Here is a 20053-nt window from a genome sequence, read left to right as displayed (position 1 = left end):
AAAACCCAGAACAGCCCGTGCGACCTTCGAACAGTTCCCCGGACGGTTTGCCCACGGCAAGCCCTCGTCAGGCGCAGAACGAGCGGAGAAAAGGCGAAGGGGTAAAGCGCAGGCTTGCAACCAACCCACAAAACAGCTCGCCTATAAAACGGCGGGGGCCGTCGTTTCCGGGGGGTAATAACTCTAGGATGGCAGTCAATTCCCATATAACTTAATTCCATGCCCGTCAGTCGCATCCTCGTTTGGATGCGGCCGTACCTCCGATAAAAGATTGCGAAGGAACTAAACGGCCTCTCTGAAGGTCTTGGAGTCGTTCAGGCATTTAACAAGAGCGTTGATTTTGCCGCGATAGGGTTCGGCATGGGTCGGATGCAGCTGGAACGGATATGGAGCTGGGTGCGCGGCAACTTTTCCCTCCAGTACGGGTTTGCGCGCCTCAAGATTATCCATCTTCGCCTTCATAGAGCTGCGGAGCATACCTTCGACGATCGCGGTAACGATCTGTTTGATCTGATGAACGGGCGAAAACAGGAGACTTACAAACGGAGTTTAAGTGCATGAGGGGCGGAAAGCGGAGGTTCGTCGCGCGTGCTGTAAATTCGCTGCTCGACGGGTGAGCTGACGTTCGACTCCTTCGTCTGCATAACCTTGCATACAACTGAACATTCGTATTGCGTCGGGCACAAGCTGTACGCAAGTTAGCTGAAATGGCCATTTGGGATCAGATTTGGATGAAAACGCTACGCGCTCGCGGCGCCGGAAACCGCCTCTGTCATCTGATCGATACCGCAAGGCAGGAGTTCGTTTCCATGGAAAATCACGGCAGATCTGTCGCCGTTATTCCCGGCGTCGAACACTGTGCGAACTTGGCAAGCGAGGGATTTCGGGCCTGTGCAGAGGAGGCGGAATGACCGGAAAGGCTGCCTATCCGCTGATCGACGTCTTCGCGGGGCCGGGCGGCCTTGGGGAAGGTTTTTCGTCTCTCGTGCGCGGCGAAAAAGACGCCTGCTTTCGAAGCGCGGTTTCGATTGAACAGGACAAATTCGCTCATCGAACACTTCTTCTGCGACACTTCCTGAAGAGCTTCGATGGCGGTGCGCTCCCGGAAGACTATTATCGGTATCTCAAAGGCGATATCACTCTTGATGAGTTGTACGAGATGCATCCGAATGAGAAGGCGCATGCCGACCGGTCGGCGATCCGGATTTCGCTTGGTGCCGAAAACCACGATCGCGTCCGAAAGCTGATTGGCGAGAGACTTCGGAACAAGAAGAAGTGGGCGCTTGTCGGCGGTCCGCCATGTCAGGCGTATTCACTTGTGGGCCGGTCACGGATGATGGGCGCTCCTGAATTTGAGGACGATAAGCGACACTTTCTCTACCGCGAGTATTTAAGGATCATCATAGATCACGCGCCGCCCGTTTTCGTCATGGAGAACGTAAAGGGATTACTCTCTGCTCGTGTCAAGGGTGAGCTGGTCATCAATCGCATCATTGCAGACTTGAGCGCGCCGAGAGACGCGCTCGGCATGTCTTCCAAAGCGTTAGGATACCGGCTTTACTCTCTTTCGGAAGACGAGCTTCCGGGTATCGAAGCCGATCCCCGCTTGTTTCTGGTACGCGCAGAAGAGTACGGCGTTCCGCAGGCACGACACCGGATGTTCATCGTCGGCGTCCGGAATGATATCAGTGCGCGCCCCGGAAGGTTGAAGCCGCATAAGCCACCGACACTGAAACAGACTATCGGAAACCTTCCCAAAATCAGAAGCGGTATTTCAAGAGGGGGCGACTGCTCCGACAAATGGTTCAAGGAAATCGAAGGCCTGGACCCGGCGACGGTACGCAGGGAAATGAACGGGCAAGAATACGCCAGTGACTTGGTAAATCTCATGAGGGGCGACCTGGAAAGACCGCTCAAAGGCCTGAAAAAGTCTTCTTCCAGATATCCGGCGCGTCCGCGTCTTTCACACGATGTACTCGACAGTATCTACGACGAACAGCTTTCGGTTCTGGATAGTCATGAGTCTCGCTCGCACATGCCTTCGGATCTGCGCCGCTATGCTTTTGCAGCGTCATTCGCATCCGTTACCGGAAAGAGCCCGAAGCTGGCGGATTTTCCGTTCAGCCTGCTTCCCGACCATGCGAACGTAGAGGACGGTAGGGCCGGAAAGATGTTTTCGGACCGCTTTCGGGTTCAGCTCCCGGATCAGCCTTCCACGACCGTCACGTCGCACATCTCGAAAGACGGGCATTACTTCATTCACTACGATCCCAGGCAGTGTCGCAGTCTGACGGTCAGGGAGGCCGCCCGTCTCCAGACTTTCCCGGACAATTATCGCTTCGAGGGGCCTCGCACCTCCCAGTATCATCAGGTCGGCAATGCAGTGCCGCCTTACCTTGCACTACAGATTGCAGCGATCATTGCGGACGTTCTGGATCAGATGAAAGACGAGGATGCGTGACCGATCGGATTTCGAAAGAGCGCCGCAGCTGGAACATGTCCCGAATTAGGGGCAAAGATACAAAACCCGAAGTTTTTGTGCGTAGCATCCTCCACCGCAGAGGCTTTCGTTTTCGGTTGCATGTTCCGAGACTGCCGGGGAGACCCGACATTGTTCTTCCCAAATACCGAACTGTTATCTTTGTCCACGGATGCTTCTGGCACCGGCATAAAGGTTGTTCGAATGCGACAATGCCGAAGACCCGAACCGAATTCTGGGCTGAGAAATTTCGCAGAACGGTAGAGCGGGACGCCCGCAGGACGGCGGAGCTGGAAACGCTCGGCTGGCAGGTGCTCACCGTTTGGGAGTGCGAGCTGAGAATGGACCCTGAGGAAACCATTAAATTCATTGAAAATCAGATACTTGAGGTTCCATAGGAAAATATTTGTGCATATTTTGTAAATAATATAATTATGAAATAAACGCATTGATAATGTGCAAGATATGTTTCACAAATACAGCAAGGAAGGCTGCTATGCGTGACAAAAGGAAAAAATTCGTCGACTTGGCTGAGGCGCGGGTCAACCGTACTATCAAAGACATGCGTCTGATCGGAAATCTCGCAAATAGAAATTCCTACGAATACACGGAAGAAGATGCTCGCAAGATTGTTCGCGCGCTTCAGAAGGAGCTGGACTCGGCGAAGAGCAGATTCCTAGGAGACTCGGGCGGCAAGGATACAGATTTCAGACTGGAAGAATGATAATGCCCGGATACTGGGAATTCAATAAAGCAGACCCTTCAAGCGTCCGAATTGGAGTGACACAGCGCGATCAGTTTAACAACGACGATGTCGGTCTGGCCGAAGCTCTCGTCAGGGAGGTTATTCAGAACTCTTCTGATGCGGGCAGCGAGGATGCACCCGTCAAAGTTAGCTTCCGGTTGAAAACTCTGAATGGTGATCAGGCCGGTCAACTTGCCGTGCAATTCCAGGGCCTTCTTCCGCATCTCAAGGCTTGCGATCTGAATTTGCCCAGAAACGAACTAGGGCCCGTGCGTACCCTTGTTATCGAGGACTACAACACAAGAGGTCTGACCGGCAGTTTCCAGGACTTGGATAAAGACAATTTCGATAACTTTTGGCGGGCTGTAGGTGAGTCCGAAAAATCCGGACAAAAAGGCGGGCGATGGGGTCTTGGGAAACTGGTTTACTCGTCCTCTTCAAAAATAAGCGCGTTTTTCGGGCTGACGGTCCGCGAGGGCGAGAGCGGTCCCTCTGTCATGGGACAAGCCGTGCTCAAGAACCACTCCATCGAAAACGACTACTACCCTGCGCACGGTTTCTGGTTTGACGGTCGTTCCGGCAACGGGCTGAACCTGCAACTGCCTGTACGAGACGGCGAGGAAATTGCGCGATTTAAAGCACTCTTTGGTGTCGAGCGAACCGATCAGACAGGCCTCAGCGTCATAATACCTTATCTGATCGACAGCGTCACCGATGAAACCATTCTCGCCGGAGTGGTCAACAACTACTACTTTCCTATTCTTGCTGGACGGCTCGAGGTCGAAGTGGGTGATGTTCTCGTCAATGCCGAGTCGTTTCTGGATGTGGCCGTTAAGGTCGAACACTCCGGCACTTCCATTCCGTTTGCCTTTGTAAAGGAAATCAGTGACGCGCTAGGGGGGCAGGCGGCGCAAATTGCGACCGATACCATAGGAGATGCCCGACTTTCGCCAGAGCATCTGACGTCCGAACAGATTGAATCCATGATGGCGGCGTTTTCAGGAGGTGATCTTGTCCACCTCCGTGTTCCTGTCATGCTGAAACCGAAAGGACAGGCGCAGCAGAAGGGGAATATCGATCTTTTCGTCAGGGCGCTCGCCGAAGAGGAGGCCCCGTTTTCGTTGTTTGCGCGTGGACCTATCACGCTGCCCGGTGAACGCCACTTCGCCGGAGCGGTTGCCCGCGGCGCGATGATCGCACATGACGATGTCGTGGTCGAGTTTCTGGGAGATGCCGAAAATCCCGCACATACCGCTTGGAACTTCAACGCTGAAAAGCTCAATGCCAACTGGGACCATCCGAGAAAAACCCTATCGGCGATCAGGCAGTCACTAAGAGACCTGTACAACATGATCGCCGATCAGAAGGAAACGAAGGACGACGACGCACTGATCGACTTCTTTTCGCTGGCTGACAAGGCTCAGGCAATAAGGGGTAAGAAGAAACGTGTCGGAAAACCCAAAATTGATGTCTCCCCAAAAGAAACAGCCATACGGATCAAACCGGTAAATGGCGGTTTCGAGATCCTGTCGGGGCCGGGCGCGCAGAAATGGACCTTTCCCAAACGCATTCGCGTCAGGATGGCTTATGATATGATCGGAGCTGATCCGTTCAAAAGGTTCAGCGTGTTCGATTTCGACCTGAACAGCACGAAGAAGCTGACAATCGAAACGGCTAACGGTGACATCAAGATCTCAAGGCCCAACGTTCTGTTCTTTGATGTCACGGCCGCCGACTTTCATCTAAAAGCCGGTGGCTTCGATACGCAGCGTGACCTGATTGTAGATGCAAGGACTTCGTAATGAGTACGGCCAAGCGACGCATTAACTCTACCGGACGCAAGCGCATCGGACGGGAGTGTGTCGAGATCAGTATGCTGGAAACCGGGACCGATGAACCGCTCAAGGCAAAAATCAACCTGAAGCTACAAAACCAAGGGTTTCCGGGTGGAGCGCGTGTTGCAGTGGAAGCCTATCATCGGTCTTCAGGAATGCGCTTCGACTGCGGGACAGTCGATGCCCCGGAAGTCCCTGAAGCTCTGGTGCTCAGCGAAGTGGACAGAAACGGTTCCGTTCTGTTCCGACTGAAGGTGGTGGACAACGACGATGAACCCGGAAAACTGATTGCGTCCGCAGAGAGGCTGAAACCCAAGAGTGAGGGTGACAGCGAAAACCGTCGCAGCATCTTTCCGATCCTTTACCGGGATCTGCGTCAGGATGTCTGGAAAGTCGAGATTGAACAGGGGGATGGACCTGTTCTGATCGTCAACAGGCGCATACCCGGTTTCGCCCATAAACTTCAAGAAAGCGCGATCATGCAGGGACTTCTGCTTCCTGCAGCCTTGCGGATCGTTATGAAAGAACTGGTCCGGGTGTCCGAGACCGGCGAGAGTGAAGACGAACCTGGCTGGAAGGAAGAGTGGCTGGAATACTGTCGCGCAGAACTCGGGGCTGAGGGCGATCCGCGCGAGTTTTCAGACGACAACATCAGAGAGAACTGGATCGATGACGCCGTGATGCGTTTCTGCGAGAACCTGTCATTGATCGAGAAAATCAGAAACGCTTCGGAGAAGTAATTATGAGTAAGAAGTTCAGAATACTCAACGAAGCCGGAATAGCTGAGTTCAGGGATTACATTAGAGACGGAGCAGAAGGCCCTCCTCCTTTGCATCTTCTGGAGAACCCGGAAACCTCGGCTCCGTTTCTACCTGAAATTCAGCCGGGATCGGGACTGTTCGATGACAGATATATGTTCGGAGTCTATCTCAATGCCCTTCTGAAGAAGTTTGATCCGGCAATAATCAGTGGCGATGTAGGATTGTGGAGCGCCCTTGCTCTGCGCTGGTTTGACAGGCTGTGTCCTCCAGATGCGTCAGGCAACCGGTCTCCCAAACAGGAGTATCTTTACGTTCTCAGCTCCGATTATCGTCACTACTATCGGCATCTGGTGCGTTCGCCGTGGCAACTGGTGAAAGACCATGGCGATGCTTCGCGTTTTCTTCTGATCTCACCCCGCAAACAGGCACATCCTCTCAGTGTACACGGTGAAATCCTTGAACAGTTTGGTGGTCGTCAGCAGGTTCTTGGCAGCCAGCCGATCATCAGGGCAGCCAACAAGCTGTATTTCGATAACCAGAAATCACGTCCGCGAACTGGTGTTGCCGGTGCAGGACGGGGCAGTGCACGCCGGTTCGGACTTGTTCTGAGGCAATTGGACCTGACCTATGATCCTGAATACATGACAGACAGCGCATTCATTGGTGTTCTGCCGGTTGAATTCGAAAAGTGGCGGAAGCGGATGGCAACAGATCAGTCGAGTGCTGCCTGATTGACTCCTGAAGGAGTATCTTGAACAGGAAAACGGCGATTGGCAGACCGGAAAAACAAGAGATCGGCGAATGTTCCTTGGAGTGTCTCCGAGCTCCGGACCTCAATAGACGCCTATCTGTATATGCTGCAGCTGGAAGCGGCAGATGTACCGTTCTCCGCGTCAGAGCAGGAAAAGCTTTTGGCCTCCGGACCGCTCTCTACCCGGAACGACGCTTCAGTCAGATATCGGCTGAGGAACATCTCCCATGTCATGCATGAACGAGGAGAAGCGACCCTCAGAGCATATTCTCCAGCGCCGCAGGTCGGCAGAAATGTAAAGGCCAGAATACACGCTCTCCTTGACGAAAGGCAGAGCACACTGCTTGCCGTCAGACAAGTGTTCAGTGATCGTGGTGAAGTGGCTGGATTGGATGAAATTCTGACCAGACTGCATCATCTTGAGGAGATGATTTCTGCGCTTGCCTCCGAGCCTCGCCAGGTTGCAGGCATTGGCCATAACAATCCACCCGACGACTTCATCATCGGAGCAAAAGACTTTTCGGAAGCCCTCAAAGCGATCTCTCGCATTGAAACCGCCGTTTCCACGGAAGCCCCGGACGTAGCCACAGTTCAAAATAGTTTGAATGCCTTGGTCACACTTGGAATGAAGTCAATGCTTTGGGCGGGACAGCGTTTCACCGATTTTGCGAAAGCCGGAGCCGTTGCAGCCGGAACCGCGGCTGGGTTGTCCTTGTCCGGGCTTGGCGGTCAGATCGTAGAAACACTACATTGGGTCCTAACTTACCTCTCTTAGATACAGCGATAGCTACCGACTGACATCACCCGTTGTCCGTGGTGAAAGGCAGGTTCGACGGGCTGGAATGCAGCATGATCGAACCTAAAAAGGTCCGGTTGGGTCGCTTTCAAAAATTCCTGAACTTTTTTCACGGCACTGTCGATTGACGCAATCCTCATCCGTCGTGTGGGTGAAGAGGCAATATTGCCCTTCTCAATCACAGACGAGAGGACAGACACATGAAATTCAGGAAAATCGCCACTTACACGGCTTGCGGCATCGCTGCCTTGGCTTTGGCTACTCAGGCCCTGCCGCGGTATGTGAGCATCGAGCGCTCGGCTATGATAGAGGCAACACCCGAGGCCGTGATCGCGCTTGCCGCGTCCAACACCGGCTATCAGGCCTTCAACCCCTACAAGGATCTCGATCCCGAGCTTCGGGTCGAAATGTTCGGCCCGACATCCGGCGTCGGCTCCGGCTTTTCGTTCGAAAGCAAGGACGGCGCTGGTCAGCAGACAGTCGCGTCAGTCACCGCGGATCAGGTGGTCTTCGACCTCGATCTGGGGCCGTTGGGTCAGCCGACGCAGGCGATTTCCGCCGTGGCCGTCGATGGCGCGACCGAGGTGACCTGGACGATGGAAATGGACCTGGGCATGAACCCGGTATTCCGCGTCATGGGGCTTTTCATGGATGGCATGATCGGTCCGAATTTTGAACTTGGCCTTGCCAACATCGCCGACTCTACGGCTTAATCTGAAAACCAACAAGGAAACAAAACAATGCGTTACACATTTTTGCTCTACTCCGACCCCGCAATGGCCGCCAACATGACCGAAGAGGACTGGGCCAAGTCCAAGGAAATCTACGGCCAGTATATCGGTGCCCTGCAAGAGGCCGGTGTCTTTATCGAAACCGACTGGCTTCACCCCGCCGATACGGCCACAACCGTCACGATGGCCGGTGGCGAGAAGCAGGTCCAGGACGGCCCCTTCGCCGAGACGAAAGAGACGCTGGGCGGCTACTTTGCCATTGATGTCGAAAACCTCGACGAGGCGATGAAGTGGGCCGAGAAATGCCCCCACGTCCACTACGGCAAGCTGGAAATCCGCGCCTCTGCCATGGGCAGCGTGTGACACGGAACGACGCACAGGCGCGGGCGGAGGATGTCGCCCGCGCCGCCTACGGCAAACTGATCGCGATGCTCGCCAGCAAGACAGGCGACATCATCGCCGCCGAAGATGCGCTTGCCGACGCCTTCGTGGCCGCACTGAAGACCTGGCCAGACAGCGGCATTCCCGACAAACCCGAGGCCTGGCTTTTGACCGTGGCCAAGAACAGACGCATCGACCAGGCGCGCCGTGATGCCCGACTGGTCATCACAGACGAGGCAAACGATATGGCCGACGCCACCGCAATCGAACCGCAAGAGGCGCAATTGGACGAACGGCTGAAACTTCTGTTCGTCTGCGCCCACCCTGCCTTGGACGAAAAGATCCGCACGCCGCTGATGCTTCAGACCGTTCTGGGTCTGGAGGCCGAACAGATCGCCAAGGCGTTCCTGATTAACCCCGCGACGATGGCGCAGCGCCTTGTGCGCGCGAAGAAAAAGATCAAATCGGCGGGTATTCCCTTCACCGTGCCAGAGCCGGAAGATTATCCCGACCGCATGGGTGCCGTGCTGGAGGCCGTCTATGGTGCCTACGCCGTCGATTGGCTGGAGGGAGACGGCGATCTGAGCCACGAGGCGTTCTTCCTGTCGACCATCCTCGCCGAACTGGCTCCGGAAAACCCCGAAACGCTTGGCTTGGCCGCCCTCATCGGCTTTATCGAAGCCCGCCGCGACGCGCGGATTGCAAACGGCGTTCTCGTTCCCGTTCCTGAACAGGACGTCTATCTCTGGGATAGCCGCCTGATCGAAAGGTCCGTCAGTGCGCTGACCCAAGCCGCGCTGAAATGCAGCGGCAGCAGCATCCCCGGACGGTTTCAGCTTGAGGCCGCCATTCAATCCGTCCACGCCGCACGCTCTGTCACCGGCCGAACCGACTGGCGCGCGTTGTCGCAACTCTATCAGGGCCTCATGCACGCCTATCCGTCCATCGGCGGGGCAGTCAGTCGCGCTGCGGTCGTGGCGCAAGATGCAGGTCCGGCGGAAGGGCTCAAGATGCTGGACGTGATCGACTTTGACGGGTTGCAAAACTACCAGCCGTTCCACGCCGTCCGTGCCCATTGTCTTGCCGAGATAGGACAGACCGCCGAGGCCGCTGAAGCCTATGCAACGGCCCTCAACCTTTGCACCGACATCCCTTCAAAACTGTGGCTTGAGAAAAAAATCGCGGGTTTGCGCAAAAAAATGTCCTGAGGTGTCGATTGGCGCCGGGTCCGCCCGTCGTGTGGGCATAAGGGAAGAAAAACTCCTCCCACCAACACGGAAAAAAGGACAGACTCATGACCATCATCTACACAATCGCCGCCATCCTCGCCGCCGTCGCCCTGATCGCCTTGCTGCTGCCCCGCAAGGTCGCCGTGACCCGCTACGCCGACGTCGCCATGTCTCCCGAAGACCTCATCGCCCGCGTCGCTTCGACCTCTGGCTTCCAAACATTCAACCCCTATTGCACCACGGACCCCGATCTGAAGATCATCCCGTTCGGCCCTGAATCAGGCGTCGGTTCCGGCTTTCGCTTCGAAGGGAAGGAAGGCAAGGGCACGCAGACAGTGACAGATGTGAGCGCGACCCGCGTCACACATCTTATCGACCTCGGCGCCATGGGCAAGCCCGTGCAGACCATCGAAGCCAAAGCGACGGACAGTGGGTCTCGTGTAACTTGGACCGTCACGTCGGATATGGGCTTTAATCCTATCTTCAGGGTTTTCGGCCTCTTCATGGATCGCATGCTCGGCAAGACCTACGAACAGGGCCTTAAGAACATCGCGTCCCTCGCTTGAGGTCTGTCGCATCACAGTGAAGGCGGGCCTCGGGTCCGCCTTTTCTTTTGCGGCAAGAAAATCGGAGTATTGCCTCTACCGATTGTGTGTGTGTGTGCCGCGAATGGACTTTTCAACTGACCGTACCGCAGCACTGTGAACTTTTGACAAACGCCGGTTTTGGGACCATTCCTTACCGCGGTTTTAGCAGGCTCCGCGCCGAAGAACCACCAACGCAGGAACATCGCGATCATATGTTATGTCGCATTTCTGCATGCGACACTGCTTGTGATGTTGGAACCACTCCAACACCTCGACGTCATGTGCGTTTTCGAAGCGGCGGTGCGGCCGGGGAGCTACCGAAATCCGTCTCGGCGGCATTGCTGCAATCGCCGAACGCCCTGATGATCGCCACGCGGGAACTTGTCGTCGACCTTGACCACAACAGCCTTCTCGGCGGCGGGCTTTGCATTCGCGGTATTCGAGTTCCCTGAGACGGAAACGACCTATCGGTGATCGTCATCAGCTTCATGCTGCCCCAGGCGGGCAAAGACACGGTCAAAGTTGCTGTCGAGGCAGACTACAGGTCTTTGGTCGCTATCTTCGTGTCGCGCTGCACGTCGTTTCTTGAAAGCACTCAGTGGAAGCGAAGAAATTGCGTTCGTTGATGGCAAGGCGGTGTGCCACCGCTGCGAGCCCTTCGGGTCAGCGAGGCTCGGGAAGCGATCGCCTGCGACCGGCTTAGCGCAAAACGTATGTATCGACCTGTCCCGGCGATCTGTGACAATCGGGTCAGCCCCCTCCGCCCTGACACCTGCCCAAGGCTCGGGGGGGTTACAGGTGCGGCGAAAAAGGTTAACGTTTGCGTAATATTGGGTGCGCGCGTTGGGCGATCATCGAATTTACATGAATTAATAGATCGGGGCGTCGCGTCATCGACGGTGTCCCCGGCATAAAAATACCAGGGACGGAGTAGAACATGGCAAACATCAGCAACGCAATGCCGACACTCGGATTGAACCGCGTCGTCACGCAAAATGGAACATTTCCCAGCTCGGGCGGTCCCTCCGACGGCAGTGTGATGGGGGCGATCCACAACTACGCCTTTACCGCGCTCAACAACGATGGCGATACAGACGGGCAGTTGGTCAGCATCGCATCGAACTCCGCGCTGTTCTCGATCATGGGAACGACCTATGGCGGTGACGGCAGGACCACATTTGCCCTGCCTGACCTCGAAGGCGCTGTGGCGGTCGGCAACGGAAGCGGCGCCGGTCTGACCCCGCGCACGCAGGGGCAGGGGTTCGGAGACGACCAGATCCCGCTCACCGCCGCCAATGTTCCGGCGTCCCTTGGGGGAAGCGGCCAGTCTTTCGAGAACGAACAGGACTCACTTCCCATCGTCTATGCGGTGAAAACAGGCGGCGTCTACCCTTCGCGTAGCGGCGGGCCCGCGGTTCAGGATGTTCTGGGGTCTGTCAGGGCTTTTGCATTGGTTGACGGCGCACTTCCCGGAGACTGGGTAGAGGCGAACGGTCAGCTTTTGTCGATCGCGAGCAATACGGCCCTGTTTTCGCTTTTCGGCACGATATATGGCGGTGACGGTCGGACGACATTCGCCCTGCCTGACCTGCAGGGCCGCGCTCCCATCGGTGCCGGTTTCGTTCCGGGAGGGCCAAGGTTCGTGGAAGGGCAAAAAAGCGGCACAGAAGACATAACGCTAAGCCCCGCTCAACTGCCAGGGTCCATCGGCGGCGGTGGACAGTCCTTTTCAAATCAGCAGCCGACCTTGGCGCTGAACTACATCATCGCGCTTGATGGGATTTTCCCGAACAGGGAAAATCTTGATTCTTCTGACGCATCCAGCCCCTATCTTGGCGAGGTGAATATGTTCGGTGGCAACTTCGCACCGAGCGGCTATGCCTTCGCGCATGGTCAATTGCTGCCGATCGCCTCGCACTCGGCGCTCTTCTCTTTGCTGGGTACGCAATTCGGCGGCGACGGGCGCACGACGTTCGCCCTGCCCGATCTGCGCGGCCGGGCGATTGTCGACGAGGATGGTTCGGCTATCCGCATCGGTCAAAGAAGTGGTGAATTCGACACGACGATCCTGGCGGCCGACATTGCCGATTTTGCGAGCGTTTCCGCGGACGATGCCTTCGCTACGGACGACGTCGATGTCCTGACCGGCGGCGACGTGCATGACGCCAACCCGACCACGGCGGACGTCGATCCCGACGGACCTCTGGTCGTGACCGATCTGAACGGCGCGCCACTGTCCAGCGGCGGCGAGATTGAACTGGAATCGGGTGCCCTGTTGACCATGAACAGCGATGGCACCTTTGCCTACGATCCCAATGACGAGTTCGAATACCTGCCTGTGGGGCAGACCGCTACCGACAGTTTCACCTACAAGAACGGTATCGGTAACACGGCGACCGTCACGATCACGATAAACGGCCTGGACAACGACGATGTCTTTGACGGTTTCGCGCTCATGGGCGCGATTGACGGCGGCGTCGGTATCAATGCGGTCAGCTATGAAAACGACAGCGCAAGCGGCGTCGTCGCCTCGCTCGCCGACCAAAGCGTGAATACGGGGTCTGCCGCCGGCGATACATATACCAACATCCAGCACCTGATCGGGACCGACTTTGGCGATGAGCTGATCGGCGATGCGAACGACAATGCCTTTGCCGGCGGGCTTGGCGACGATACGATCCGTGGCGGTGACGGCGAAGATACCGTCAGCTTTGCCGGTGCCACCGGCGCGGTGACGGTCGATCTGGACAGTGACATGGCGTCCGGTGAAGGTACCGACACGCTGGAAAGTATCGAAAACGTCATCGGGTCGGACTTTGGCGATGATCTGACCGGCGACATGGAAGACAACGTCTTTGTCGGCGGTCTCGGCGACGACACGATCGCCGGTGGCGATGGCGATGATACCGTCAGCTTTGCGGATGCCGCGGCCGCTGTCACCGTGCGGCTTGACCGCGACACGGCCACGGGCGAGGGCACCGATACGCTCGACAGCATCGAAAACGTCATCGGGTCGGATTTCGACGATACGATCTACGGCAGCCGTGCCGCCAATATCACCAACACGCTGAGCGCGGGCGAAGGTAATGACACCGTCTATGGCCGCAACAGTATCGACATCATCTTCGGCGGTGACGGCACCGATCTGCTTCTGGGTTACGCCGGAACCGATACGCTGTTCGGTGGCGAGGGCAACGACCGGATGTACGGCGCGTTTTCCGACGACACGCTCTATGGCGGAGAGGGGGCCGACCTCGTCGTCGGCGATGCGGCCAACGACACGTTGTTCGGCGGTGACGACAACGACCGCCTGCTCGGCGGCACCGGCAACGATATCCTCGACGGTGGCGACGGCGCGGATTTCCACGACGGCTCGTCCGGCGAGGACACGTTCAAATCGAGCGCCGGGGCGGACCGCCTGAACGGGCGCGCCGATGCCGACACCTTCGAGTTCATGCAGGGCAACGAAAACGACCGGATCTTCCTTTTCGAGGATAACGTCGACACGATCGCCGTCTCGACCGCCTTCGGTTTCGCCGATGCCAACGACCTGATCGACAATCACAGCCGGGCGGTGGGCAATACGCTCTACCTCGATCTCGACTTTTCGGGTGGCGATCACGTGCAGCTGGTCAATTGGCTGTCGACGAACACCGCGGACGATCTGCGCGACGACATCACCTTCATCTGACGCGCGTGCGACACCGCTGCCGACGATCATGACCCGCTGCATTTTGCAGCGGGTTTTCGCGTTCTGACACCTGCCGCGCACGGCAAATCATGCCGAAGCGATGCGTTATTCCTGTGCTGAAGGGGGAACCATGGCAGTCCCTAGGGGAATCGAACCCCTCTTTCCAGGTTGAAAACCTGGCGTCCTAACCGATAGACGAAGGGACCGCGCTTGGTGAGCCGCTTTTAGGCGGGGTGGCGATCAAGGGCAAGAGGATTCTTGGCAAAAAATGTTATGCCGCGGCAGGTTTTTGCGCGCCTGTTCAGGCCGTAACGCCGCCTCTATCCGGCCGGTGCCGCATCTTCCAGTCGCAGTTGAACCGATTGACGGCCCTGCCAGTGATTGACTTCCAGGCGCCCGGCCAGATGAAAGCGCCGCCCGCCGTGATCGCGCAACGCCGGACCCATCGGCCCGTCCATCGCGCCAAAGCTGATCGCGTCGATCCGCGCACCCAGCCCGTCGCCGAATGTGACTTTCAGATGATTGGCCCCGACCGTCTTTGCAAACAGGATCTGGCAATCCGGAAAGACGAACCGTGGGGCAGGGGCACCGGCCCCGAAAGGACCGGCCGTTTCAAGCTGGGTGATCAGGGCCACGCTGGCGGCACCGGGCATCAGCACACCGTCAAGCCGCAGATCGGCCGGGCCGATCCGGTCGGCCCCCTGCCGCGCCAGCAGCTCCGCGATCCGCGCCATCGCCGCGTCGAGGTTCTCGCGCGCGACCGTCAGCCCCGCGGCCATCTTGTGACCGCCGCCCTTGATCAGCAGGCCCTCCTGCGCGACCCGCTGGATGACCGCCCCAAGATCGACGCCCGACACGGACCGGCCAGAGCCTTTGCCCTCGTCCCCGTCCAGCCCGATCACGATGGCGGGGCGGTTCGTGGCCTCTTTCAGACGCGCCGCCACGATGCCCACCACACCGGGGTGCCAGCCTTCGCCTGCGGCCCAGACCAGCGCGCTGTCCAACCCCCGGGCCTCCGCCTGTGCGAGCGCGCTTTCGCGCACGACAGATTCGATTTCGCGCCGGTCTGTGTTCAACCGATCCAGCTTTTCGGCCAGGGCGGCGGCCTCATGCGGATCGGCGGTGGACAGCAGCCGCGCGCCTAGGTCGGCCTGTCCGATCCGCCCGCCCGCGTTCACGCGCGGCCCGAGCAGAAACCCGAGGTGATAGCTGCTCGGCGCAGTGTCCATCCCGGCCACATCCGCCAGGGCCACGATCCCGGGTCGCATCCGGCGGGCCATCACGGTCAGGCCCTGGCGCACCAGCGCCCGGTTCACACCCACAAGCGGGGCGACATCGGCCACCGTGGCCAGCGCCACCAGATCGAGCAGCGCCATCAGGTCCGGCCCGCTCTGGCCCGCGACTTTGTACTGTCGGTTCGCCTCCACCAGCATCAGGAACACGACGGCGGCGGCGCAAAGATGTGCCAGCGCCCCATCCTCGTCCTGCCGGTTCGGGTTCACCACGGCCAAGGCATCGGGCAGCGTTTCGCCCCCCAGATGGTGATCGAGGATGATGACGTCCGCGTCCGACGCCGCGGCGACCGGCCCGTGCGAAAGCGTGCCGCAGTCGACGCAGATAATCAGATCGTGGTCTGTCGCCAGTTGCGCCATCGCCGCGTCGTTCGGCCCGTAACCCTCGTCGATCCGGTCCGGCACATAAAGCGTCGCGCCATGCCCCATGTCACGCAGCCAACTGATCAGAAGGGCCGCCGAACTCCCGCCGTCGACGTCGTAATCGGCAAAGATGGCGATGCGCTGCCGTTCACGCACCGCCGTCAGGAACCGTGTGGCAGCTTTCTCCATGTCGCGCAGGCTGCGCGGGTCGGGCAACAACTCGCGCAGGGTGGGGGCCAGATAGCCTTGCGCCTCCATCGCCGGAACACCGCGCTTGACCAAAGTCCGGCAGACAGGGGCGGGCAGGCCGGTCGCCTGTGCCATCGCTTCGGCCAGACGGTCTTCCGCCTCGCTGGGGCCGACCCAGCGCCGGCCGTTGAGCGAGGTCGCGACGCCCAGAAATGGCGGCTTATCTTGTGGCTTGTCCATGGCCGCATACTAGACCCTGCATCAGCGCAAGACCATGTCGCGCGGCATCGTCAGACAAGAAAATCGCGAGAATTAGGGCGCGGGATTGCGATAGCTCATCCGGCGTACCGATCCGGTCTTGGATCGCATCAACACGGTCTCGGCGGTCACGAACCCGACCTCGCGCTTGATCCCGGGCAACAGCGATCCGTCGGTCACGCCGGTCGCCGCAAAGATCACATCGCCCGTTACCATATCGTCGCGGGTATAGACGCGGTCGAAATTTGTGATCCCGGCCTTGGATGCGCGTGCGCGTTCGTCGTCGTTGCGAAACAGGAGCCGCCCGAAAATCTGCCCGCCCATGCATTTCAGCGCGGCGGCGGCCAACACACCCTCGGGCGCGCCGCCCGATCCCATGTACATATCGATCCCGGTCTTGCCCGGCTCGGCGCAGTGCATCACACCGGCCACGTCGCCGTCGGTGATCAGGCGGATGGCGGCCCCGGTGCTGCGGATTTCCGCAATCGTATCCTCGTGACGCGGGCGTTCCAGCACGCAAACGGTGATGTCGTTGACGGAACACCCCTTCGCCGATGCCAGCGCCGACACCCGTTCGGACGGCGACATATCAAGCGTGACGACACCGGGCCGATAGCCCGGACCGATGGCCAGCTTGTCCATATAGACGTCGGGCGCGTGCAGCATCGTCCCGCGCGGCCCCATCGCGATCACGGCGAGCGCATTGGGCATGTCCTTGGCCGTCAGGGTCGTGCCTTCCAGCGGATCGAGTGCGATGTCCACGCCCGGTCCGGTGCCGGTGCCGACCTCCTCGCCGATGTAAAGCATCGGCGCCTCGTCACGCTCGCCCTCGCCGATCACGACGACACCGGCAATGTCCAGTTTGTTGAGCTGTCGGCGCATGGCGTCGACCGCGGCCTGATCGGCGGCCTTTTCGTCACCGCGCCCGATCAGCGGGGCGCAGGCGATTGCCGCGGCCTCCGACACGCGGGCAAGGCCCAAAGACAGGGTGCGGTCGTGAAACTCGGGTGCGGTCGGCATGGTCAATTCCTCGGCTGGTTGGACGTGACCTAGACTCAAGGCGGAATCAACACAACCATGGTGGCGCTAACGGCCCGGAAATGGCCGGTCAGCCCTCCGGCGTGTGGCACACCGCCTCGATATTGTTGCCGTCGGGATCCAGCAGGAACGCACCGTAGTAGTCTTCGTGATACTGCGGGCGAAGTCCCGGTGCACCGTTGTCGCGGCCACCCGCGGCAAGGCCGGCGGCGTGGAAGGCATCGACCATCGCACGGTTGTTCGCGCTGAACGCGATATGGACGGCCGGCCGTTGCGGATCGCCTTGCGAAATCCAGAATACCGGGCGGTCGCGGCCATAGCCCGTCACGGCGACGCCGCCGGTGAATGCAGTGGGCACGGTGGCCAGCAGCGCGCCGCCCAGTGCCGCGAAAACGGCGTCGTAAAATTCCGTCGCCTTGGCGAAATCCGATGCGGTGATACCGGTGTGGTCGATCATTCTGGGCCTCCTGAGCAATGTGCGGCCCCAGTCTGCCAGACCGCCCTGTCAGATTGCGGCAGCAGGGTCAGACCGCCTCGATCCGGATGGCCACAGGCGATCCGGTCACCACACCCGTGCCGCCCATGGCGTCCAGCGCCTCGTCCAGCGCCGTGCGGGTCGTCTTGTGCGTCACGATCAGCACCGGGGCCGAGGCGTCCGCGTGTTCGTACTGCCGCATCCGGTCGATCGAAATCCCGGCCTCGCCCAGCGCGCGGGCGACCTTGGCCAGCGCGCCGGGCTTGTCCTGCAACTGCAAGCGCAGGTAGTAGGGGGCGGATACCGCCGACATCGCCGCCCGCGCGCGACGCAACCCCTTGGCAGGCTGCCCGAACACCGGCATCCGAAACCCGCGCGCCAGATCGACGACGTCGCCCATCACCGCACTCGCGGTCGGTCCTTCACCTGCGCCGGGGCCGCGCAGCACGATCTGGCCGACGCTGTCGCCCTCCAGCACGATCATGTTCGTGCCGCCCTGCAACTGCCCCAGAGGAGAGGTGTCGGGCACCAGACACGGCGACATGCGTTGTTCCAGCCCGCGCCCCGACATCTGTGCCACGCCCAGCAGCTTGATCTTGTAGCCCATGTCGGCGGCCTGCCGGATATCGTCGATCGTCACGCTGCCGATCCCTTCCAGCGTGACCGCACCGAAATCCACCTGCGTGCCGAACGAAATCGCGGCCAGCAGCGCCAGTTTGTGCGCCGCGTCGATCCCGCCGACATCCAGTTCCGGGTCCGCTTCGAGATAGCCAAGCTGGTTCGCCTCGTCGAACACCGCCTCATACGACAGGCCCGCGTCCTCCATCCGGGTCAGGATGTAGTTGCAGCTGCCGTTCATGACGCCCATCACGCGGGTGATTTCGTTTGCGGCCAACCCCTCGTTCAGCGCCTTGATGACCGGGATACCACCGGCGACCGCCGCCTCGAACCGGATCGCCCGTCCTGCCGCTTCGGCCTGTTCGGCCAGTGCCTGGCCGTGGATCGCCAGCAGCGCCTTGTTCGCGGTCACGATATCCTTGCCCGCCGCAAGCGCCGCCTCGGTCGCGGCTTTCGCCGGTCCGCTGTCCCCGCCCATCAGTTCGACGAACACATCGACGTCGTCGCGCGTGGCCAGGGCGACCGGATCGTCCTCCCAGGCGTAGCCCGACACATCGACATCGCGGTTCTTGGAGCGCGAGCGGGCCGACACCGCCGTGATTTCGACGGCCCGTCCGGCCCGCAGCGCAAGGTCGGCCGCGCGCTTCTGCACGATCCGCACCACGCCGACGCCCACCGTCCCGAGGCCTGCGATTCCAAGGCGAAGTGGCTGTGTCATGTCCGGGTCCGTTTCTGTCTAAATCTGTCGGGACGCTGTTAGCGAGTTTGCGGCGCTACCGCAACGCGGCGCGGGCAATTGCGCCCCGCATCCGCCCGCGCGTCGCGGCATCGACAACCGGGCCGCGCAATCCCGCAGCGCGCCCGCGCAGCGCCGCGATGCGGCTATCGAAGCTGGCGACAGTGGCCGGCGTGATCCGTGTCGTCGTGGCGTCGCCCGCCTGCGCCAACAACGGTGCCAGCGGCACCAGCGCCGGATAGGGCGTGCCCTCCGCAACCGCAGGCACCACCGCGTCGATCTGCGGGAAATCGGTGCAGGCGGCGAGGCACGCAACCGCAAGGATCGGGAACAGGCGCATGGGGTTCGGGGTCCGCATCTGGTGGGCCCATGGGGCCATCCGCGCGACCATATCGGCGGGGGGGCAGGAGGGGCAAGGCACGTCGGGGCTTTTCAAATGAACAGACGTTCAGTTAAATGCCGCCATGGCGCGCAAGCAAGGCTCTCACTCTGATATCACCGGACCGAAGGTCCGCGATGCGGCCCTGCGCCTGATCGCGCGCCACGGCTATGCCGCGGTGTCGATGCGCCAGATCGCGGCCGAGGTCGGCGTGCAGGCCGGGGCGCTCTACAATTACACGCCGGACAAGCAGTCCCTGCTGTTTGACCTGATGCAGTCCCACCTGGCCGAGGTGCTGGCCGCGCTCGACGCGGCGGGCATCGCCGGCAGTGCCCTGGATCAGCTGGAGGCTTTCACCCGGTTCCATATCCGGTTCCACATTCCGCGCACCGATCAGGTCTTTGTGGCCTACATGGAGCTGCGCAACCTGTCGCCAGAGAATTTTGCCCGGATCGAGCAGTTGCGGCGCGCCTACGAGGACCGGCTGGAGCGGATCCTCGATCAGGGCGTCGCCGAAGGTGTGTTCGACCTGCCGGACAAGCGGATCACCACGCTGGCGCTCATCGCTTTGCTGACGGGCGTGAACAACTGGTATCGCGCCGGTGGCAGACTGGAAATCGCGCGGATCGAAACGATCTATTGGGATCTTGTGCGCAAGGCCGTTGCGCAGGGCGGTGCATGACGCACCCCCACGCAAAAAAGCGGCGCCGGGTTGCTCC

At 59.7% G+C, this 20053-nt stretch carries 19 protein-coding genes and 1 tRNA gene; 13 read left to right on the top strand and 7 right to left on the bottom strand.

The annotated features are described in order from the left end of the window. Window positions 1-282 precede the first annotated feature (282 nt). Window positions 283-450: a hypothetical protein gene (locus AC04PH_RS12740; protein ID WP_483066114.1), complete on the bottom strand. Its 168-nt coding sequence runs from the start codon at window positions 448-450 to the stop codon at window positions 283-285. Between the two features lie 457 nt (window positions 451-907). Between AC04PH_RS12740 and AC04PH_RS12735 the strand changes: the two genes are divergently transcribed. The 12 genes from AC04PH_RS12735 (at window position 908) to AC04PH_RS12680 (ending at window position 13986) form a co-directional block, all read left to right on the top strand. Then, a complete protein-coding gene (locus AC04PH_RS12735) occupies window positions 908-2461 on the top strand; it encodes a DNA cytosine methyltransferase (protein WP_483066113.1) in 1554 nt (517 codons plus the stop codon). Next, entirely contained in the window at window positions 2458-2877 is a 420-nt protein-coding gene (locus AC04PH_RS12730) for a very short patch repair endonuclease (protein WP_483066112.1), read from the top strand. The genes AC04PH_RS12735 and AC04PH_RS12730 overlap by 4 nt, the downstream gene beginning before the upstream one ends. 98 nt (window positions 2878-2975) lie before the next feature. Beyond that, window positions 2976-3203 (top strand): hypothetical protein, encoded by a 228-nt coding sequence (locus AC04PH_RS12725; RefSeq protein WP_483066111.1) that lies wholly within the window; start codon window positions 2976-2978, stop codon window positions 3201-3203. Between the two features lie 2 nt (window positions 3204-3205). Next, on the top strand, window positions 3206-5026 hold the full coding sequence (locus AC04PH_RS12720; RefSeq protein ID WP_483066110.1) for a hypothetical protein: 1821 nt from the start codon (window positions 3206-3208) through the stop codon (window positions 5024-5026). Beyond that, on the top strand, window positions 5026-5799 hold the full coding sequence (locus tag AC04PH_RS12715; protein WP_483066109.1) for a hypothetical protein: 774 nt from the start codon (window positions 5026-5028) through the stop codon (window positions 5797-5799). The genes AC04PH_RS12720 and AC04PH_RS12715 overlap by 1 nt, the downstream gene beginning before the upstream one ends. 2 nt (window positions 5800-5801) lie before the next feature. Beyond that, window positions 5802-6551 carry a hypothetical protein gene (locus tag AC04PH_RS12710; RefSeq protein ID WP_483066108.1) on the top strand — a complete coding sequence of 250 codons (750 nt, stop codon included), beginning with the start codon at window positions 5802-5804 and terminating at the stop codon, window positions 6549-6551. Window positions 6552-6590: 39 nt separating this feature from the next. Beyond that, window positions 6591-7346, top strand: a complete 756-nt coding sequence (locus tag AC04PH_RS12705) for a hypothetical protein (protein WP_483066107.1) — start codon at window positions 6591-6593, stop codon at window positions 7344-7346. Window positions 7347-7567: 221 nt separating this feature from the next. Next, complete coding sequence (locus AC04PH_RS12700) at window positions 7568-8080, top strand: SRPBCC family protein (RefSeq protein ID WP_483066106.1); 513 nt, start codon at window positions 7568-7570, stop codon at window positions 8078-8080. Window positions 8081-8107: 27 nt separating this feature from the next. After that, window positions 8108-8461: a YciI family protein gene (locus AC04PH_RS12695; RefSeq protein WP_483066105.1), complete on the top strand. Its 354-nt coding sequence runs from the start codon at window positions 8108-8110 to the stop codon at window positions 8459-8461. After that, a complete protein-coding gene (locus tag AC04PH_RS12690; protein WP_483066104.1) occupies window positions 8458-9687 on the top strand; it encodes an RNA polymerase sigma factor in 1230 nt (409 codons plus the stop codon). Before AC04PH_RS12695 ends, AC04PH_RS12690 begins: the two co-directional genes overlap by 4 nt. 86 nt (window positions 9688-9773) lie before the next feature. After that, window positions 9774-10274 (top strand): SRPBCC family protein, encoded by a 501-nt coding sequence (locus tag AC04PH_RS12685; protein ID WP_483066103.1) that lies wholly within the window; start codon window positions 9774-9776, stop codon window positions 10272-10274. Between the two features lie 958 nt (window positions 10275-11232). Then, window positions 11233-13986 (top strand): tail fiber protein, encoded by a 2754-nt coding sequence (locus AC04PH_RS12680; protein ID WP_483066102.1) that lies wholly within the window; start codon window positions 11233-11235, stop codon window positions 13984-13986. A 131-nt stretch (window positions 13987-14117) separates the two neighbouring features. Here the strand turns inward: AC04PH_RS12680 and AC04PH_RS12675 are convergent. The 6 genes from AC04PH_RS12675 to AC04PH_RS12650 all read right to left on the bottom strand — a co-directional run bounded on the left by AC04PH_RS12675 (window position 14118) and on the right by AC04PH_RS12650 (window position 19313). After that, a tRNA-Glu gene (locus AC04PH_RS12675) sits at window positions 14118-14192 on the bottom strand. Between the two features lie 114 nt (window positions 14193-14306). After that, a complete protein-coding gene (gene recJ, locus AC04PH_RS12670) occupies window positions 14307-16070 on the bottom strand; it encodes a single-stranded-DNA-specific exonuclease RecJ (protein WP_483066101.1) in 1764 nt (587 codons plus the stop codon). A gap of 72 nt (window positions 16071-16142) precedes the next feature. Next, complete coding sequence (gene glpX / locus AC04PH_RS12665) at window positions 16143-17108, bottom strand: class II fructose-bisphosphatase (protein ID WP_483066100.1); 966 nt, start codon at window positions 17106-17108, stop codon at window positions 16143-16145. 88 nt (window positions 17109-17196) lie between these two features. Continuing rightward, complete coding sequence (locus tag AC04PH_RS12660; protein ID WP_483066099.1) at window positions 17197-17583, bottom strand: VOC family protein; 387 nt, start codon at window positions 17581-17583, stop codon at window positions 17197-17199. 67 nt (window positions 17584-17650) lie between these two features. Beyond that, window positions 17651-18937, bottom strand: coding sequence for a homoserine dehydrogenase (locus AC04PH_RS12655; RefSeq protein ID WP_483066098.1), 1287 nt, complete (start codon window positions 18935-18937; stop codon window positions 17651-17653). Window positions 18938-18992: 55 nt separating this feature from the next. Then, window positions 18993-19313, bottom strand: coding sequence for a hypothetical protein (locus tag AC04PH_RS12650; RefSeq protein WP_483066097.1), 321 nt, complete (start codon window positions 19311-19313; stop codon window positions 18993-18995). 106 nt (window positions 19314-19419) lie between these two features. Here AC04PH_RS12650 and AC04PH_RS12645 point away from each other — a divergent pair, with 106 nt between their 5' ends. After that, window positions 19420-20016 (top strand): TetR/AcrR family transcriptional regulator, encoded by a 597-nt coding sequence (locus AC04PH_RS12645; protein WP_483066096.1) that lies wholly within the window; start codon window positions 19420-19422, stop codon window positions 20014-20016. Window positions 20017-20053 lie beyond the last annotated feature (37 nt).

This window comes from Yoonia sp. KMU-150 (genome assembly GCF_056858355.1).
This window is presented reverse-complemented; position numbering and strand designations above follow the sequence as displayed.

Bases quoted from the DNA above. Each gene is read 5' to 3' on its own strand.
- AC04PH_RS12740 (WP_483066114.1), bottom strand. From the start codon at position 450: ATGGATAATCTTGAGGCGCGCAAACCCGTACTGGAGGGAAAAGTTGCC.
- AC04PH_RS12735 (WP_483066113.1), top strand. From the start codon at position 908: ATGACCGGAAAGGCTGCCTATCCGCTGATCGACGTCTTCGCGGGGCCG.
- AC04PH_RS12725 (WP_483066111.1), top strand. From the start codon at position 2,976: ATGCGTGACAAAAGGAAAAAATTCGTCGACTTGGCTGAGGCGCGGGTC.
- AC04PH_RS12720 (WP_483066110.1), top strand. From the start codon at position 3,206: ATGCCCGGATACTGGGAATTCAATAAAGCAGACCCTTCAAGCGTCCGA.
- AC04PH_RS12715 (WP_483066109.1), top strand. From the start codon at position 5,026: ATGAGTACGGCCAAGCGACGCATTAACTCTACCGGACGCAAGCGCATC.
- AC04PH_RS12710 (WP_483066108.1), top strand. From the start codon at position 5,802: ATGAGTAAGAAGTTCAGAATACTCAACGAAGCCGGAATAGCTGAGTTC.
- AC04PH_RS12700 (WP_483066106.1), top strand. From the start codon at position 7,568: ATGAAATTCAGGAAAATCGCCACTTACACGGCTTGCGGCATCGCTGCC.
- AC04PH_RS12695 (WP_483066105.1), top strand. From the start codon at position 8,108: ATGCGTTACACATTTTTGCTCTACTCCGACCCCGCAATGGCCGCCAAC.
- AC04PH_RS12685 (WP_483066103.1), top strand. From the start codon at position 9,774: ATGACCATCATCTACACAATCGCCGCCATCCTCGCCGCCGTCGCCCTG.
- AC04PH_RS12680 (WP_483066102.1), top strand. From the start codon at position 11,233: ATGGCAAACATCAGCAACGCAATGCCGACACTCGGATTGAACCGCGTC.
- recJ (WP_483066101.1), bottom strand. From the start codon at position 16,070: ATGGACAAGCCACAAGATAAGCCGCCATTTCTGGGCGTCGCGACCTCG.
- glpX (WP_483066100.1), bottom strand. From the start codon at position 17,108: ATGCCGACCGCACCCGAGTTTCACGACCGCACCCTGTCTTTGGGCCTT.
- AC04PH_RS12660 (WP_483066099.1), bottom strand. From the start codon at position 17,583: ATGATCGACCACACCGGTATCACCGCATCGGATTTCGCCAAGGCGACG.
- AC04PH_RS12655 (WP_483066098.1), bottom strand. From the start codon at position 18,937: ATGACACAGCCACTTCGCCTTGGAATCGCAGGCCTCGGGACGGTGGGC.
- AC04PH_RS12650 (WP_483066097.1), bottom strand. From the start codon at position 19,313: ATGCGGACCCCGAACCCCATGCGCCTGTTCCCGATCCTTGCGGTTGCG.
- AC04PH_RS12645 (WP_483066096.1), top strand. From the start codon at position 19,420: ATGGCGCGCAAGCAAGGCTCTCACTCTGATATCACCGGACCGAAGGTC.